Source organism: Microbispora sp. H11081, assembly GCF_012999535.1.
Taxonomy (GTDB): domain Bacteria; phylum Actinomycetota; class Actinomycetes; order Streptosporangiales; family Streptosporangiaceae; genus Microbispora.
On the sequence record NZ_JABBWV010000003.1, the window covers coordinates 523,962 to 541,636 of the forward strand.

Annotated in this window: 8 protein-coding genes; 7 read left to right on the top strand and 1 reads right to left on the bottom strand. The window is 72.7% G+C overall.

The window, feature by feature from the left end; translation table 11 throughout:
* Position 1 precedes the first annotated feature (1 nt).
* The 3 genes from HHX31_RS12020 (at position 2) to HHX31_RS12030 (ending at position 10,334) form a co-directional block, all read left to right on the top strand.
* Entirely contained in the window at positions 2-3,478 is a 3,477-nt protein-coding gene (locus HHX31_RS12020) for a LamG-like jellyroll fold domain-containing protein (protein ID WP_169948165.1), read from the top strand.
* Positions 3,479-3,543: 65 nt separating this feature from the next.
* Entirely contained in the window at positions 3,544-10,107 is a 6,564-nt protein-coding gene (locus tag HHX31_RS12025) for an RHS repeat domain-containing protein (RefSeq protein WP_169948167.1), read from the top strand.
* Entirely contained in the window at positions 10,095-10,334 is a 240-nt protein-coding gene (locus HHX31_RS12030; RefSeq protein ID WP_169948169.1) for a hypothetical protein, read from the top strand. The genes HHX31_RS12025 and HHX31_RS12030 overlap by 13 nt, the downstream gene beginning before the upstream one ends.
* Before the next feature lie 58 nt (positions 10,335-10,392).
* On the opposite strand, the gene HHX31_RS12035 is transcribed toward HHX31_RS12030, so the two are convergent.
* Positions 10,393-13,341: an AfsR/SARP family transcriptional regulator gene (locus HHX31_RS12035; protein WP_169948171.1), complete on the bottom strand. Its 2,949-nt coding sequence runs from the start codon at positions 13,339-13,341 to the stop codon at positions 10,393-10,395.
* A 284-nt stretch (positions 13,342-13,625) separates the two neighbouring features.
* Here HHX31_RS12035 and HHX31_RS35080 point away from each other — a divergent pair, with 284 nt between their 5' ends.
* The 4 genes from HHX31_RS35080 to HHX31_RS12055 are packed head-to-tail and all read left to right on the top strand — an operon-like array spanning position 13,626 to position 17,638.
* The gene (locus HHX31_RS35080; RefSeq protein ID WP_311931742.1) at positions 13,626-14,153 is read left to right on the top strand and encodes a methylenetetrahydrofolate reductase C-terminal domain-containing protein; all 528 of its coding nucleotides are present in this window, start codon (positions 13,626-13,628) and stop codon (positions 14,151-14,153) included.
* Entirely contained in the window at positions 14,150-15,148 is a 999-nt protein-coding gene (locus tag HHX31_RS12045; RefSeq protein WP_169948173.1) for a methylenetetrahydrofolate reductase, read from the top strand. The genes HHX31_RS35080 and HHX31_RS12045 overlap by 4 nt, the downstream gene beginning before the upstream one ends.
* Entirely contained in the window at positions 15,138-16,616 is a 1,479-nt protein-coding gene (locus tag HHX31_RS12050) for a hypothetical protein (protein WP_169948174.1), read from the top strand. The genes HHX31_RS12045 and HHX31_RS12050 overlap by 11 nt, the downstream gene beginning before the upstream one ends.
* Positions 16,616-17,638, top strand: a complete 1,023-nt coding sequence (locus HHX31_RS12055) for a hypothetical protein (protein ID WP_169948177.1) — start codon at positions 16,616-16,618, stop codon at positions 17,636-17,638. Before HHX31_RS12050 ends, HHX31_RS12055 begins: the two co-directional genes overlap by 1 nt.
* Positions 17,639-17,675: the final 37 nt, after the last annotated feature.

Below are 17,675 nucleotides of genomic sequence, written 5' to 3' on the forward strand. Positions count from 1 at the left end.
GGTGACCGTCCCCTCAGGACTCAGACACGACGGTGGCAGGCGACGACGCCGCAGACGGCTCGCCGCCCTGCTGGCCGTTCCCGCCCTGCTCGTCACGTTCCTTCCTGCTCTCACCCTCCCCGCCGCGGCAGGCCCGGTCTCCGCTCCCGCCCGGGCCGCTCTCGCCGGCGGCCAAACCACGGGGAGCCTCACCACGGGCAGCCTCACCACGGGCGGCCTCACCACGGGGAACGACGAGATCCGGCAGGCGAAGGCGACCGGGGAGCCGGTCGAGATCGCGTCGGAGCGCACGGAGACCACCCAGGTGTTCGCCGATCCCGACGGCAACCAGCGCATGGTCGTGAGCCTGTGGCCGCGCTGGGTGAAGAAGGGGGACACCTGGGCCGGGGTCGACCTGGGCCTGATGTGGCGGGGGGACGGCACGCTCGGGCCCTACGCCGCCCCTGTCGACATGACGTTCTCCGGCGGCGGCGACGGGCCGCTGGTCCGGATCGTCAAGGACGGCGTCACGCTCACCTACACCTGGCCCGCGCCGCTGCCGAAGCCCTCCCCGCTGTACGAGACCGCCACGTACGAGGAGGTGTTCCCGGGAGTCGACCTCAAGCTGACGGCGGGTCTCGACGGTTTCTCGCAGGTGCTGGTCGTGAAGACCCCGGAGGCGGCGCGCGACCCGCGGCTGGCCGAGATCCCGATCGGGATCCAGGTCAGCGGGGGAACGCTCGGCATGGACGCGACCGGCAACGTCACCGTGCGCGACCCGGGCGGCAAGGTCGTCCTGCACGGCAACGCCCCGCAGATGTGGGACTCCTCAGGCGCCGAGGAGGACGCGAAGGGCCGTGTCACCGGCCCGCTGACCGGGGACGCGATCGGCACGGTCGCCGCCCGGCTCGACGGCGGCACGCTGGTGCTCACCCCCGACCAGGACTTCCTGCGGACGCCCGGCCTGACCTACCCCGTCTACGTCGACCCGCCGATGTACGGCGCGGGGCGGCTCGCCTTCGCCTACGTCTCCAAGCACTTCGCCTCGACGAAGTACTACGGCACCAGCGACGTGGCCAAGGTCGGCTACTACAACGACCCGTACGTGCCGTCCGGGCCCACGACCGACACCTACCGGTCGTTCTTCCGGATGAACACCTCGGCGGTGAACGGCAAGCACATCGTCAAGGCCACCTTCCGCGCCTACGAGACGTACTCGTGGTCGTGCTCGGCCCGCGAGGTGCAACTCTGGCTGACCGGCTCGATCGGCACCGGCACCACCTGGAACGCCCAGCCCGCCTGGAAGCGCAAGATCGCATCCGCCAGCGTCGCGAAGGGCTACAGCTCGAGTTGCGGCGCCGGAGGCGTCGACTTCGACGCCACGTCGGCCGTGACGGAGGCGGCGTCGAATAACTGGGCGAACCTCACCCTCGGCCTGCGCGCGGCGAGCGAGAGCGACAAGTACGGCTGGAAGAAGTTCCGCAACAACCCCTCCATCGAGATCACCTACAACACCACCCCCAATGTCCCCGACCAGCTCTCCACCCAGGTCGGCGCCAGCGCGTACGTGCCCTGCGCGACCGGGACGGCCGCGCCGCACGTCACGACGCTCACACCGACGCTGCGGGCGACGGTGACCGACGCCGACGGCGCGAAGGGCCAGACCGTGCGCGCCCACTTCGAGTGGTACGTGATCGGCGGGGCGAAGGTGGGTGAGCACTACACGTCCTACGTCGCCTCAGGCACGCCCGTCACCGCGCCGCTCTCGGTCACCGACGGCGCCAGGATCAGCTGGCGGGTGCGGGCACAGGACGGCGTCGCCACCAGCGGCACCAGCGGCTGGGGGGGATGGTGCGACGTGATCGTCGACCGGACCCGGCCGTCCGCGGCGCCCGGCGTGGCCTCCACGGACTATCCCGAGACACCCGCAGGAGGCGATCCGGTCCCCGCCGGCGGCGTCGGCCGGATGGGCGTCTTCCGGCTCAGCCCCGGGACGGTGACGGACGCCTGGGGTTACCTCTACGCGTTGAACAGCGACGACCCGGGGACGGCGACGGCGGTGAACGCGGCGGCGGACGGCACCGCGACGATCAAGGTGACCCCGCCCCGCGACCTGCTCAACGTGCTGTACGTGTGGATCCGCGACAAGGCGGGCAACATCGGCCCGTACAAGCGGTACGAGTTCAGCGTGCGGCGGGCGACCTCGCCGGTGGCGATCTGGACGCTCGACGAGACCTCCGGCACCGTGGCCGGCGACTCCTCCGGCAACGGCTATCAGGCCACGCTGAGCACCGGCGCCACCCGCACCCCCGGCCGCGTCTCCGGCGCCGTACGGCTCGACGGTGCCGGGGGCACGGTCACCGCGTCGAAACCGGACGGGATCATCCGCACCGACCAGAACTTCAGCGTGGCGGCCTGGGTGCGGCTCACCGACAAGGGCACCTACCGCACCGTGCTCAGCCAGGACGGCGTCAACCGCGCGGGCTTCTCGCTGCAATACCACGTCGGCAGCGACCGGTGGGCGATGGCGATGGGCTCCGCGGACAGCGTCGGCTCGCCGACGTACTACCACGCCAAGTCCGACGCGGCGCCGGTGACCGGACGGTGGACGCACCTCGCGGCGTCCTTCGACGCGGCGACCGGGCGGCTACTTCTCTTCGTCGACGGCAGGCCGCAGAGCACGACGGCCGTGCAGCCCACCCCGTGGAACGCCGCGGGCAGGTTCGTGATCGGCCGGGCCCTGGGCGGGTCGGAACAGTGGGCCGGCGACGTCGACGACGTGCGGGTCTGGGACCGGGTGGTCTACGACAAGGAGGTCGGCGACCTCGCCAACCGTCCCGTGAGCCTGGAGGGCCATTGGAAGCTCGACGAGACCTCGGGGCCGGTCGCCCGCGACTCCTCGGGCAAGCCGAGCGACCTGGTCAGGGACGCGGACGCCACCGGCGCCTGCACCTGGACCGGCGGATGGGTGGGCGGCGCGGCCGGCTTCGGCGCGGCCGGGTGCCTGATCCGCACCAAGGCGCCGCTGCGATCCGGCGCGGGACCGGTGCTGCGCACCGACGGCTCCTTCACCGTCGCCGCCTATGTGCGGCTGACCGACAAGGCCGACTACCGCACCGCGGTGAGCATGGACGGCGTCAACCGCAGCGGCTTCTACCTGCAGTACGACAAGGCGCAGGACCGCTGGCGGTTCAACATGCCGACGGCCGACTCCACCTCCGCCGTCTACACAGGCCCCTTCTCGATCGACCCCGCCGAGACCGGGGTGTGGACGCACCTCGCGGGCGTCTACGACCGGGCGAACAACCAGCTCAGGCTGTACGTCGACGGCAACCTCGAAGGCACCACGTCGTTCACCACGCCCTGGCAGACGAAGGACGCGCTGACCATCGGACAGGCGATCAACGGCTGGAACAAGTGGGTCGGTGAGATCGACGACGTGCGCGCCTACACCGGTGTGCTCTCCGACGACGAGATCTACGAGCTCTCCCTGCAGTAAGTCCTTCCCCCTTGGCCGGCGAAGGGCGTGTCCGCGCCCTTCGCCGGCAGCCGGAGGTAACCAGCATGGATTTCCCCCAGTCACGATCTCACCGCTTCCGGCGGCTGACCGCCGTCGGCGTCATCGCCGCCCTCGCGGCCTGCTTCCTGTACGCCCAGCCGGTGGCGGCCGCCGGCGACCGCTGGGATCCCCCCGACCCGCAGCAGGACCATCTGGTCGAGGGGACGCGGGTTCCTGTGAAGGGCAAGGAGGCCGACCCCGCCGAGCTCAGCGCGCTGAAGGCCCCGCCGAAGGTGGTGTGGCCGAAGCCGGGCAGCGCGACGGCCGACCTCTCCGCGCTCGCCGGAAAGCCGGCCGCACAGAATCCGGCCGCACAGGATCCCGCCGCCGTCCGGGACGCGGGGGCTCCGGACGCGCGGCCGGCCCTCGTCGGGCTGTCCGGCCTGCCGGTGCGGATCGGCCCGGGAACGGGCGTCGCCGAGGCCGCGCGGGCGAGTGCGGCCACCCAGACGTCCTCCGCTCAGCCGTCCTCGGCTCAGTCATCCCCCGCTCAGCCGTCCTCGGCTCAGTCATCCCCCGCTCAGCCGTCCCCCGCTCAGCCGTCCGCGGCGGCGCCGGGGAAGGTCCGGGTGGACCTGCTGAACCCGGCCGTCTCGTCCCTGCCCGGTGACACCGGGGTGTGGCTGCGGGTGACCCGCGCCGACGGCGCAGAGCAGGCCGCGCCGGTCACACTCGAGCTGGACTATTCGGGGTTCCGCGGCGCCTACGGCGGCGACTGGGCGGCCCGGCTGCGCCTGGTGGAACTGCCCGGCTGCGCCGCTACCGCCACCCCGGCCTCTGTTCCCGCCGGGACCGGCGACTGTCCCGCGCCCCGGCCGGTTCCTGGGACGAACGACGTCGCGCGGGGACTGCTCACCGCCGAGGTCGGCGCCGCGCCCGCCACCTCCCCAGCGGCGGCGGCAGGCGCGACGGCGGAGGGGAGCGCGGGCAGCGGGCTCTACGCGCTGGCGGCCGCCCCTTCGGGCGGTACCGGCGACTACACCGCCACCCCCCTCTCACCCAGCGCGGACTGGGAGGTGAGCCCGCAGTCGGGCGACTTCTCCTGGTCCTACCCGATGCGGGTGCCGCCGTCGCTGGGCGGCCCTGCGCCGGAGCTCGCCCTGGCCTACTCGTCCGGCGGCGTCGACGGGCGCACCGCGTCGACGAACAACCAGCCGAGCTGGGTGGGCGAGGGCTTCGACCTCAGCCCCGGCGGCTTCATCGAGCGCAAGTACAAGTCCTGCGTGGACGACGGCGTCACCCCCAAGAACGGCGAGCTGTGCTGGGGCGGCGACAACGCCGTCGTGGTGCTCGGCGGCGGGGCCAACGAGCTCGTCCACGACGCGGCCACCGGCGCATGGCGGCTGAAGAACGACGACGGGTCCCGGGTGGAGAAGCTCACCGGCGCCGTCAACGGGGACGACGGCGACGGAGACGGCGCCAAGGGCGAGCACTGGAAGATCACGCAGTCCGACGGCACCCAGTTCTTCTTCGGGCTGAACCGGTTGCCCGGCTGGGCCTCCGGCAAGCAGGAGACGGGGTCCACCTGGACCGTGCCCGTGTACGGCGACGACTCGGGCGAGCCCTGCCGCAAGACGACCTACGCCGACTCGTGGTGCCAGCAGGCCTACCGCTGGAACCTCGACCACGTCATCGACACCCACGGCAACACGATGAGCTACTTCTACACGAAGGAGACCAACTACTACGGGCGCAACATGAAGGCCGCCGACGAGACGCCGTACACGGCGGGCGGCTACCTGAACCGCATCGAGTACGGCCAGCGCGCGGGGCAGGTGTACTCCAAGCTCCCGGTCGGGAAGGTGCTGTTCTCGGTGGACGAGCGGTGCGTCCGCACCTCCACGTTCGACTGCGCGCCCGCCAAGCTGACCAAGGCCAACGCCGCCTACTGGCCCGACGTGCCGGCCGACCTGCTGTGCGCCTCCGGCGCCGACTGCGCCAACCACGCGCCGGTGTTCTTCAGCCGCAAACGGCTGACCTCGGTCACCACCCAGGTGCTCAAGGACGGCGCGCTGACCGACGTCGACACCTGGACGCTGACCCAGTCCTTCCCCAAGCCCGGTGACAACATGAGCGCCGCGCTCTGGCTGGCGCGGATCCAGCACACCGGCAAGGTGGGCGGCACCCTCAGCACGCCGCCGGTCGACTTCGACGGCGTGGAGATGCCCAACCGGGTCGACGCGCTCGAAGGCGTCGCGCCGATGATGAAGTGGCGCATCCGCAGCGTGAACAACGAGACCGGCGGCCGGCTCACGGTCGTCTACTCCGATCCCCAGTGCACCCGCGCCGCGCTGCCCCAGCCGCACGCCAACGGCAGGCGCTGCTACCCGGTGTTCTGGGCCCCGGAGGGCGCGTCCGCCCCCGGCATCGACTGGTTCCACAAGTACGTCACCGTGCAGACGCAGGAGGTCGACCTCACCGGCGGCTCGCCGATGGTCCGCACCGACTACGTCTACAAGGGCGACCCGGCGTGGGCGTACGACGACCTGGAGCTCGCCCCGGCCTCCCGCCGCACCTGGTCCGCGTGGCGCGGCTACGAGAAGGTGCAGGTCGTCAAGGGAGAGGCGCCCGACCGCAAGACGGCCGTCGAGCACCTCTTCTTCCGCGGCCTGGACGGCGACAAGCAGCCGACCGGCACCCGGAGCGTCCAGGTGACCGACTCCGAGGGCGTCAAGGTCACCGACCACTGGAGGTTGCAGGGCTTCGAGCGCGAGACCCGGCAACTCGACGGGCCGGACGGCGCCGAGGTGGCCGCGAGCGTCAACGACCCCTGGCTGCAGGGGCCGAACGCGTCGGAGGGCGCCGACCAGGCCTACCGTCTCTCGGTGGCCAAGGTGCGCGGCCGCAGCAAGCTCAGCACCGGCGCGGTCCGCCGGACCGAGACCCGCAACTCCTTCGACACGTACGGCTCGCTGACCTCGGTCGACGACCTGGGCGACACCGGGACCACCAGCGACGACCAGTGCCTGCGCAACACCTACGCCCGCAACACCGGCGCGTGGATCCTCAACGCGGTGGTCAGGAGCGAGAAGGTCGCGGTCGCCTGCGGCACCACCCCCAAACGGCCGGACGACGTCCTCGAAGACGTCCGGACGTACTACGACGGCGGGGCCTACGGCGCCGCGCCCACCAAGGGCGACGTGACCAGGACCGAGGACCTGCGTGGCTACGCGAACGGCCAGCCGGTCTACCAGCAGGCGGCGCGTGCCGTGTACGACGCGTACGGGCGGAAGACCGAGAGCTACGACGCGGCCGACGCCAAGACCACCACGTCGTACACCCCGGTCGCCGACGCGGTGCCGGTCAGGACGGTCGTCACCAACCCGCTCGGCCACACCGAGACCACCGTCCTGCGTCCCGAGTGGAGCGTGACCGCCGCCCAGGACGACGCGAACGGCCGGCACACGGAGCTGGCCTACGACCCGCTGGGGCGGCTGGCCAAGGTGTGGCTGCCGGACCGGCCCACCGGGCAGAGCCCGAGCCAGGAGTTCACCTACACGATCGAGCAGAGCGCTCCGGTGGCCGTGGCCACGAAGACCCTGAACAACGACGGCGGCTACGACGTCTCCTACGAGATCTACGACGGCCTGCTGCGCTCGCGGCAGAACCAGCAGCCGGCGCACGGCGGCGGGCGCCTGCTCAGTGACACCGTCTACAACACCCTCGGGCAGGTCGCCAAGGTCAACGACGTGTACGCCAACGCCGACGCCCCCGGTCCGCAGATCCTCGGCGTGGCCGACAGCGCGGTCCCGGCGCAGACGGTCTACGCCTACGACGGGCTGGGCCGCACCACCGCCGAGATCCTCAAGGTGATGGGCGACGAGAAGTGGCGGACCACGACCACCTACAACGGTGAACGGACGGACGTCGATCCCCCGGAGGGTTCGACCCCGACGACCGTGATCGCCGACGCCCGGGGCCGGACGGTCGAACTGCGCCAGTACAAGGGCCCGTCGCCGGTCGGCGCGTACGACACCACCAGGTACGGGTACAGCCGCGGCGGGGAGCAGGACACGGTCACCGATCCCGCGGGCAACGTGTGGCGGACCACCCGCGACCTGCGCGGCCGGGTGACCAGGACCGAGGACCCCGACCGGGGCACGACCACCTACACCTACGACGACCTGGACCGGATGGCGACCAGCACCGACGCCGAGAACCGCACGCTGGCGTTCGAGTACGACGTGCTGGGCCGGCGCACCGCCGTCCACGCCGGGAAGACGGCGCAGGCCCCGACGATCGCCTCGTGGACGTACGACACGCTCCCCGACGGCACCTCCGTCAAGGGCATGCCCGTCTCCGCGACCCGCTGGAGCGGGACGAACGCCTACGTCACGCGGGTCGACGCCTACGACTCCGCCTACCGGGCGATCTCGAACAGCTACGTCATCCCGGCGTCGGAGGGCGGGCTCGCGGGGACGTACACCTTCAAGACCCGCTACAACCCCGACGGCACGGTCCAGTCGGTCACGTATCCGGTGGCCGGCAACCTGCCCGCCGAGACGGTGCGCACCACCTACACCGACCAGGCGATGCCGCTGCAGACCCGCAGCGGCCTCGGGACGTACGTCAACGACACGCTCTACAGCAAGGGCGGCGAGGCGCTGCAGGAACGCTGGGGTGAGGACGGCCGCCAGGTCCTGAACGACTACACCTACGAGGAGGGCACCCGGCGGCTGTCGCGCCGGATCACCGACCGGCAGACCGACTCGAAGGTGCGGCAGGGCGACCTGAACTACACCTACGACGAGTCGGGCAACCTCACCCGGATCGCCGACACGCCTCCGGCGGCCAACGCCGCCTCCGACATCCAGTGCTTCCGGTACGACCAGCTGCGGCGGGTGTCGCACGCCTGGACCACCACCGGAGCGTGCGCCACCACCCCGGACGCGAACGGCGGCGTCACACCGAGCGGGGTCGGCGGCGCCACGCCGTACTGGAACTCCTACACCTACGACCTGACGGGCGCCCGGCAGACCGAGACCCGGCACGCCGTGAACGGAGCCACCGGCGACACCGTCAGCACCTTCACCTATCCCGCCACCGGGCAGCCTCAGGCACACGCCCCGAAGCAGGTGAGCACGACCGGGCCGGGCGTCAACCGGATCGACGCCTACTCCTACGACAAAACCGGCAACACCACCACGCGCCGGGTCGGCTCCGCCGAACAGGCGCTGGAGTGGGACGCCGAGGGCCACCTCACGAAGGTGACAGAGGCGGGCAGGACCACCTCGTTCCTGTACGACGCCGAGGGCAACCGGCTCATCCGGCGCGACCCTTCGGGGACGGTGCTCTACCTCGGCGTGATGGAGGTGCGGGTCGACGCGGGCTCCACCGCTCCGAGCGCCACGCGCTACTACACCCACGGAGACCGGACGGTCGCGGTCAGGGGCAACGACCAGCGGCTCACCTGGCTCGTCTCCGACCATCACGGCACGGCCGAGCTGGCGATCGACGCCGCCTCCCTGGAGGTCACCCGGCGGAGGTTCGACCCGTTCGGCAACCCCCGGGGTGAAAAGCCCGGTTCCTGGCCATCACAGAGGGCATTCGTCGGCGGCACCGCCGACCCCTCCACCGGACTCGTCCACCTCGGCGCCCGCGAGTACCTGCCGAGCGAAGGCCGGTTCCTGTCGGTGGACCCGGTCTTCGACTCCAACGAGCCGCAGAAGCTCAACGGGTACACGTACGCCGGCAACAACCCGGTCACCGAGAGCGACCCGGACGGCAATGACTGGGGCTGCATCCTCTGCGGTCTCCTGATCAGGGCGGTGACCGCGATCACCAGGGCGGTCATGGGGACCATGAAGGCTGTCCGGGACGCGTGGCACCGCTTCGTCGACTACCAGCGAAGGCTGGCCGAGCGGGCCCGCGAGCGGGCGCGGCAACTGGCCGAGGAGGCGCGCAGGCGCGCGGCGGAGGCGCGCAGGAAGGCCGAGGAGGCACGGAGGAAGGCCCAGGAGGCCAGGGAGCGGGCCCAGCGGGTGGTGCGGAAGCAGACAGCGCGTGCCTGCCGTCTGCTGTTCGCCGGCTGCGACGTCCGGCCCGCGCTGAACCGGAGCGGCCTCGGCAAACCGTTCAGCTGTTCGAGCTTCCCCGACCCGGACAGGTGCCTGGAGAGGCAGCGCGCGTTCGGACGAGCCGTACACGAACATCTGAAGATCCAGGTCGGATACTGCGCGGGCCTCTGCGTGTCCCTCAGTTACCAGCGCGGGGTGCTTCAGCTCAGCGCCGGCCCCGGAGCGGCGGGGTTCGGCGGGGCCGTGCAGTGGGCGTCGGCGTCGCCCGACGAACAGGGCCCGGTCGGCGCCTCGGTGTGCGGCGCGTTCGTCATCCCGATCGGCCCCTGCTACAGCGTCGGCCCCAAGGTCGACGAGCAAGGCAACTGGATCGGCCTCCAGGACGCCAAGGGCATCGGCATCGCCGAGGGCGAGATCGAGCCCGCCGCGGAGTACAACGTGGTGACCTGGGACATCTCCAAGGGCCGGGCCGGAGTCAAGGGGCCGGGTGACCCGCTGCCCGGCCAGTTGCGGGACACCGTCTGCGACGCCTGGTGGGCGTGGCAGTGTTGATCGCGGTCGTTGATCGCGCAGTCGTTGATCGTTCAGTCGTTGATCGTGTGGTCCAACCGAGGAGAGACACGAACAGGATACGCAAGGCGGTGCTGGCGGCCGTCGCGACGGCGGCGCTGTTCGGCGGCTTCGCGGCCCCGGCCGCGGCGGACGAGAACCCCTGCACGATTGGGGCGTACGGCTGCGACAGCCACTGGATGGATCAAGGCGAGCCCGGCGGCCGCTGATCACGCCCGGCCCGGCGCGCCCGTCCATGCGGGCGTGCCGGGCCCCGCGCCGGAGGGCTCAACCCGCCTGCGCGGGGTCCTCGGTGCCGTCGAGGGCGCGCAGCGCGTGCGTCGCCCGTTCGTGCCAGAGCACCAGCCCGATCTCCTCGAACGCCGCGGCCGCCTCGCCCAGCAGCGACACCGCGAGGCGCCGGTCGCCCCGCAGGGCGGCGATCCGCCCGGTGGTCAGCCGCGCGCGGGCGGCCACGAACGGCTCGCCGAGCTCGGTGGCGAGCCGGAGCGCCGCCTCCAGCAGTTCGCCCGCGCCGTCGAGGTCCCTCGCCAGCAGCCGGGCCTCTCCGCCGCCGAGCAGCGCGTGGGCCTCGCCGATGCGGTCCCCGGCGGCCCGGGAGGCCGCTCTCACCTGCCGGTAGGTCGCCTCGGCCGCGGCCGCCCGTTCCTCCCGCAGCAGCAGGGCGCCCATCCGGTTGAGGATCTGGGCGGTTCCCCGCAGGTCGCCCAGCTCGCGGTAGACGGCCAGCGCGGTCTCCAGGAGCGGGCCCGCCTCCCCGGTCCGGTCGTGCTCGATGTGGATCTGCGCGATGCTGCCGAGCACATGTGCCTCGGCGTGCCGGTCGCCGACCTCGCGCAGCATCGACAGCGCCCGCTCGTAGCTGGCGAGCGCGTCCTCTCCCCGCCCCTCCACCCGCTCGATCAGCGCGGCGTTGCGGATCGTCAGGGCCTGGCCGTGCCGGTCGCCCATCTGCTCGAAGAGCCGCAGCGCGGCGTCGACGTGCGGGCGGGCGTCGGCGTAGCGCTGCCGGAACACCGCGAGCGTTCCCAGGGAGTAACGCATCGCCGCCTCGCCCCGCGTGTCGCCCGCCTCCCTGGCCGCGGCCAGCGCGATCTCGGAGGTGCTCCGCCAGTCGTCGAACAGGCCCTGCGCCTCGAACAGGGTGACCGCCGTCATCGCCAGGTCCCAGCATGTCTCGCTCAGCCCGAGGCGGGCCGCGTGCCGCACCGCCGCCACCAGCCCGGCGCGCTCGCTGCGCAGCCAGCCGGCCGGGTCGGCGAGCAGCCGCCGGACCGCCGCTGGACCGCAGTCCCACCGCGTGCCGTTTCCGTGCAGCACCGTGTAGTCGCCGCCGTACTGCAGCCGGTGCGCCCGCTCGGCGAGCGCGAGGTAGCACCCGACGACCCGGGACAGCGCCGAGCCGGCGACCTCCGGCGGGTCCTCGGCGGCGCCGAGCTCCCTGGCGTACAGCCGCACCAGGTCGTGGAGGCGGTAGCGGGGCTCGCCGATGGAGTCCGGCCCCGCGTACTCGGCGAGCCGCGCCTCCACCAGCCCTTCCAGCACGTCCTCGGCGTGGCGCGGGTCGGCGTCCAGGAGCGCCGCGGCCACCCAGCCGGCGAAGTCCTGGGTGTCCAGCAGCCCGAGGCGGCGGAGGAGGACACGGCCCTGGCCGGTCAGTCCCGAGTAGCCGAGGGCGAGGCTGGCCCGGACCGACAGCGGCCCGTGGGTGAGCTCGTCGAGGCGGTCGCGCTCGTCGGCGAGCCGGGCGACCAGTCGTTCGACGCTCCAGTGCGGACGCGCGGCCAGGCGTGCTCCGGCGATCCTGAGCGCCAGCGGGAGCCGCCCGCACAGCGTGGCCAGCCGTTCGACGGCGGCGGGGTCGACGTCGTCACCGGCCCGGCCGCTGACGACGTTGAGCAGTTCGACTGCGGCGTCGCCACGCAGGACGCCGAGCGCGACCCTGCGGGCGCCCGGCAGCGCGGTCAGCGCGGTGCGGCTCGTCACGAGCACCGCGCACGCGCCCGAGGCCGGGAGGAGCGGTTCCACCTGCGCCTCGTCGGCCGCGTCGTCCAGCACCACCAGGACCCGGAGGCCGGACAGGCGGACGCGGAACGCCTCCGCCCGCTCGTCGAGGCCGTCGGGGATCGCGGACGGCGGCACGCCGAGGGCGCGCAGGAAGCGGGCGAGCGCCTGCGACGGATCGACCGGTCGTGCGCTCCCGCCGTGCAGGTTCACGTACAGCTGGCCGTCCGGGAAGTGCTCTCTGGCCTCGTACGCGGTCTGCACGGCAAGGGCGGTCTTGCCGGTGCCCGGCATGCCGGAGATCGCGCACTTCACCGGTCCTGCGGGCGAGCGTTCGCGCAGGATGCCGGTGAGCAGGCGCAGCTCCTCGTCACGCCCGGTCAGGTCGCCGAGCTGCGGCGGGAGCAGACACGGCGCGGCCCCCGGCGGCGCGTGCGGCGCGTGCGCCGTCTGCCGGCCGGGGACGGCCGGGCTGATCTCCCCGTCTCCGCGCAGGATCGCCTCATGGAGCGCACGCAGCTGCGGCCCGGGTTCGAGCCCCAGCTCCCCGACCAGGGCGGCACGGGTCCGCCGGTAGAGCTCCAGCGCGTCCGTGCGCTGCCCCGTGTGATGCAGCGCCGCCATCAGCCGGGCCACGGTCGGCTCCGCCAGCGGGTTCTCGTCCACCATCGCGACCAGTTCGTGGACGACCCGGGCGTGCCTGCCCAGGGCCATGTCGGCGTCGATGCGCTCGGTCAGCGCCCATCGGCGCTGCTGCTCCAGCCGTTCGGCCTCCTCGGCCAGCGGGGCCAGGTCGTCCAGGCCGGTGAAGGCGCGGCCACGCCACAGCGCGAGCGCCCGCTCCAGCAGCACGGCGGCCTCCTCGGGGTCCTGCCGGCGCAGCGCCCGCCCGGCCCGCCCGACCAGGTCGGCGAACTCCCAGGAGTCCACCTCCGAGGGCCGCGCGATCAGGGCATAATCCGAGCGGCCGTGCTGGATCCGTCCGGGATCGTCCAGCGTCCTGCGCAGCCGGTGCACGATCACCTGCAGGTTCTTGCCGGACTGCGGGCCCGGCCGCCCGCCCCACAGGGCGTCGGCGAGCGTCTCGGCCGGCACCGGGCGGCCGTGGGCGCGGATGAGCAGGGCCAGCAACTGCACCTGGCGTCGTGACGGCAGCGAGACCACCTGCCCGTCGGCGACGATCCCCACCTCGCCGAGCACCTGGAACCTCATGTCGCTCCCGAATGCCGAGGGATACCGGAGGCCCGGCCCCGGCCGTGTCGTCCCGGCGCCCGGCACGGCACTACCGGACGTCGTGGTGAGGATAACCCGGCGGAATTCCCGCTATAGGGGGGTTTCGGGCAGCGCCAAAAGGTGTACCGGCCGCCCGCTCCGGCACAGGCGGCCGTTGTGGGCCGTCACAACTTGCGGCTCCCCACTGTTGGTGCGCGGGCCTACGACACGCGAAGGCGGGTCTGGCAGCCTCGATCTCATCCCCGCCGCGCAAGGAGTTGATCGTGGGCCTCGAAGAACAGGACCGGCCTCGTCCCGTGGTCCCCCGCGTCGGCGCCCGGCTCAGCTACGGGCTCCACCGTGTCCTCGCCGCCAACCCGGCGTACCGGAGGGTCGCGGCCTGGATCGAAGGACGGCCGCGGGCCTACCGCTGGTTCACCCGGACGGAGCGGGCGGTGAAGGAGCACCTGTACGGATGCCGGATGTGCGGCCAGTGCGCATTGCCCACCACCGGCTACGCCTGCCCGATGACCTGCCCCAAACAGCTGCGCAACGGCCCCTGCGGCGGTGTGTCGGCCACCGGCCGCTGCGAGGTCCATCCCGCCATGACCTGCGTCTGGGTCACCGCGATCGAGCGGGCGGGGAACGCGGGGCACGCCGCCGACCTCGACCTGCTGCAGCGCCCTGTCGACCACAGGGAACAGGGCCGCAGCTCATGGGTGAACTACTGGCAGGGCCGTGACGACGAGCTGGCGGTGCCGATCGGCGCCCGCCCGCCGCACCGCCGCGAGCTGGGGCTGAGGCCGCGATGAGCGGCGACGCCGCACCGGGGGAGGGCGGCCTGCGGGCCGCGCTCGCCGCCGGCAGGTTCGCGGTCACCGCCGAGATAGGACCCCCCAGGGGGGCCGACCCCGAGGCGCTCGTCCGCAAGGCGGAGTTCCTGCGGGGCTGGGTCGACGCCGCGAACGTCACCGACAACCAGGGCGCCAACGTCCGGATGTCCAGCATCGCGGGCAGCCTGCTCGCCCGGCGCGCGGGCGTCGAGCCGGTCATGCAGCTCACCTGCCGCGACCGCAACCGCCTCGCCCTGCAGTCGGACCTCCTGGCCGCGGGCGCGCTCGGGATCCCGAACGTGCTGCTGCTGACCGGCGACCACCCCCGCTTCGGCGACCACCCGGGGGCCAAGCCGGTCTTCGACCTCGACGGCGTGCAGCTCGTCGAGACCGCGCGCACCCTGCGCGACGACGGGGAGCTCATGTCCGGCGCCGCGCTGTCGGCCCGGCCCGACTGGCTGATCGGCACCGTCGAGAACCCGTTCGCGCCGCCGCTGGGGTTCCGGGCCCGCCGTCTGGCCAAGAAGGCCGCCGCGGGCGCGGAGTTCGTCCAGACCCAGTACGTCTACGACTTCGACGTCTTCGAACGCTGGCTGGGCGGCGTCCGCGAGCTCGGCGTGCTGGAGCGTTGCAAGGTGATCGCGGGAGTCGGACCCATCCGGTCGTTGCGCGCGCTGGACCATCTGCGCACAGCCGTCCCCGGCGTCCACATCCCCGGCGACGTCGAGCGGAGGCTGCGGGGCGTGCCCGCCGACCGGGTCGCGGAGGAGGGGGTCCGGCTGTGCGTCGAGGCCGTCCAACGGCTCGCCGAGACTCCCGGCGTCGCGGGCGTCCATCTCATGGCGCTCGGCTACGAACACGGCGTTCCCGACATTCTGCGGCGGGCCGGCGTCGGCCCGAGACCGCCGGCCGCGACAGCGCCCTCCGACCACCCCCGCCACGACCTCAGGGAGGACTCCGGTCATGCTCGTTGACTTCCGGCCCCATTCCAAGCTCAACGACCCCACCCCGCTGGACCTCACGACCTCGCTCGCCCCCGTCGTCGGGGCGTTGCGCGAGGTCTCCACCGACCTCGGCAAGGTCCGGCTCGTGTGCGACTGGATCCAGTACAAGGCGAACTTCCGCGAGGTGGTCGACGTACGGCCGATCCTGCCCAGCCACGGGCCCGGCCCCGCCGTCGTGCCGCTCGGCGTCCGCGACGACACCGTGGAGATCGCCGTCGACGTGCGCCGCAGCGCGGTCACGTCCCCCGAGGAGGTCGCCGCGGCGTTGCGGCGGCAGCGCGCGGGCGGCCGCGTCCCGCTGGAGGACTGGGGCCCGGGCAGCCGCAGCTGCGTCTGGGACTTCAACGCCCGCTACTGGAAGGACCTCGACCTCTGGGAGAAGGCCACCGGCCGGGGCTACGAGCAGGCGCTGCCCGGCGGGGAGAGCGACGCGCGCAACCGCGACGCCGCACGCCACCTGATCGGCGACCTGTTCCGGGTCTGGGACGCGCTGTCCGACAGCGACTCGCTGCCGGACGAGCTCCACGTCGTCGAACTCGGGGTGGGCAACGGCGGCCAGGCGAAGGTCTTCCTGGACGAGTTCCTCGCGCTGGACGGCGCGCACGGGCGGGGCTACTACCGGCGCCTGCGCTACACGATGTGCGACTACTCGCAGCACGTGCTCGACCTGGCCCGCGAGGCCGTAGGGGAGCACCGGGCGCGGGTCGGCCTGTCCGCGCTCGACGCCACGAGGCCGTGCGACGCGCTCGGCCTCCTCACCTACAAGGCCTTCCTCGTCTACGTCTCCAACGTCTACGACAACCTGCCGACCGACGAGGTCGCCCAGCTCGGCGGCCGGACCTACCAGGTGCAGACCCGCGCCTACCTCGACGGGACCGTCGCCGCGGAGCTGGCGGGGACGGCCGGGGCCACGGCGGGAGAGCTGCCCGCGCTGGTGCGGGAGCTGCTCAGGCTGGGCCCGGCGGCGCTGGCCGAGTCGGAACCGGAACGCTTCGCCGACACGGACGCCGCCGTCGCCTTCTGGCAGGAGGTGTGGGCCGCGCTCAGGCTGGAGGAGCGGTACGTGCCGCTGGCCGGCCTCGACCTGTACTCGCTCGCGCCGTCCGTGAGCGGGGAGGCGCTGCGGCCCCTGCTGGAGTCAGGCGCCGACCTGCGCATGCACGTCAGCAACGGCGCCGTGGCGAGCTTCGTCGACAGCCTGCGGCTGCTGCACCCGTACGGCAGGCTCGTCTGCCACGACATCTTCGTCACCGACGTCCAGTCCTACCGGACCCACTTCCGTGGGCCGGGCAAGTACGAGGGGTCCGTCGTCAACTGGGTGAACGGGCCGCTGCTCGCCCACGTCGGCCGGCGCAACGGCTTCGACGTGCACTACGCGCCGTTCGCCCACCGCTCGGGCGGGAACATCGTCACGATGACCGCGCAGGTGAGGGACTGATGCCCGCCGTCCCGACCGGCCTGCCGCCGCTTCCGACCAGCGTCGTCGGCTCCTATCCCGTCCCCGAGTGGATGGAGCGGCTGAAGACCGACTACTACCGCGGCCGGATGAGCCACGCCCAGCTCCAGGACGTGCACGAGATGGCGATCAAGGCGGCGCTCCGCGACCAGGAGATCGCCGGCATCGACATCGTGTCCGACGGCGAGTTGCGCCGCGACAACGACATCGACTACTTCCTCGCCAGGATGCCGGGCATCCACCTGCCCAGGACCTCGAAGGACTTCTACTTCGACTACTACGACGCCAGGGTCACCGCCCCGCTGCCGCCCCCGGACGAGGCGGTGCCGCTGCGCCTGGCCGACGACTACGCCTTCACCGCGGCGCACACCTCGGATCCGGTGAAGTTCTCCTTCACCGGGCCGTTCTCGCTGTCGCGGCGGGTCGCGAACGACGCGTACGACGACCCCCGCGAGCTGGTGCGCGCGATCGCGCGGACGCTCAACGCCGAGGCCCGCGCGCTGGCGGCGCGTGGCGCGTGGCTCCTGCAGATCGACGAGCCCTTCCTGGCCGGCTACCCCGGCGAGGTGGAGACGGCGATCGAGGCCGTCAACATCGTCACCGCGGGCGTCGACGTCACCTGGGCCCTGCACGTCTGCTACGGCAACCGCTACGCGCGCCCCTCGTGGGAGGGGCACTACGACTTCCTGTTCCCGGCCGTGCTGGACGCCCACGTGGATCAGCTCGTCCTCGAGTTCGCCCGCAAGGGCTACGAGGACCTGCCGGTGATCGAGAAGTTCGGCTGGGACCGCGCCGTCGGGCTCGGCGTCATCGACGTCAAGTCGCCCGAGGTGGAGTCCGCGGGACTGGTCGCGTCCAGGATCCGCAGGGCGCTCGACCTCGTCCCCGCCGACCGGCTGCTCGTCAACCCCGACTGCGGGCTGCGCAACCTCTCCGGCGCCGTCGCGCGGGCCAAGCTCGCGGCCATGGTCGCGGGCGCCGCCGCCGTACGGGCCGAGCTCTAGCCCCACACCAGATGAGACCCCCCACATCATGAGGAGC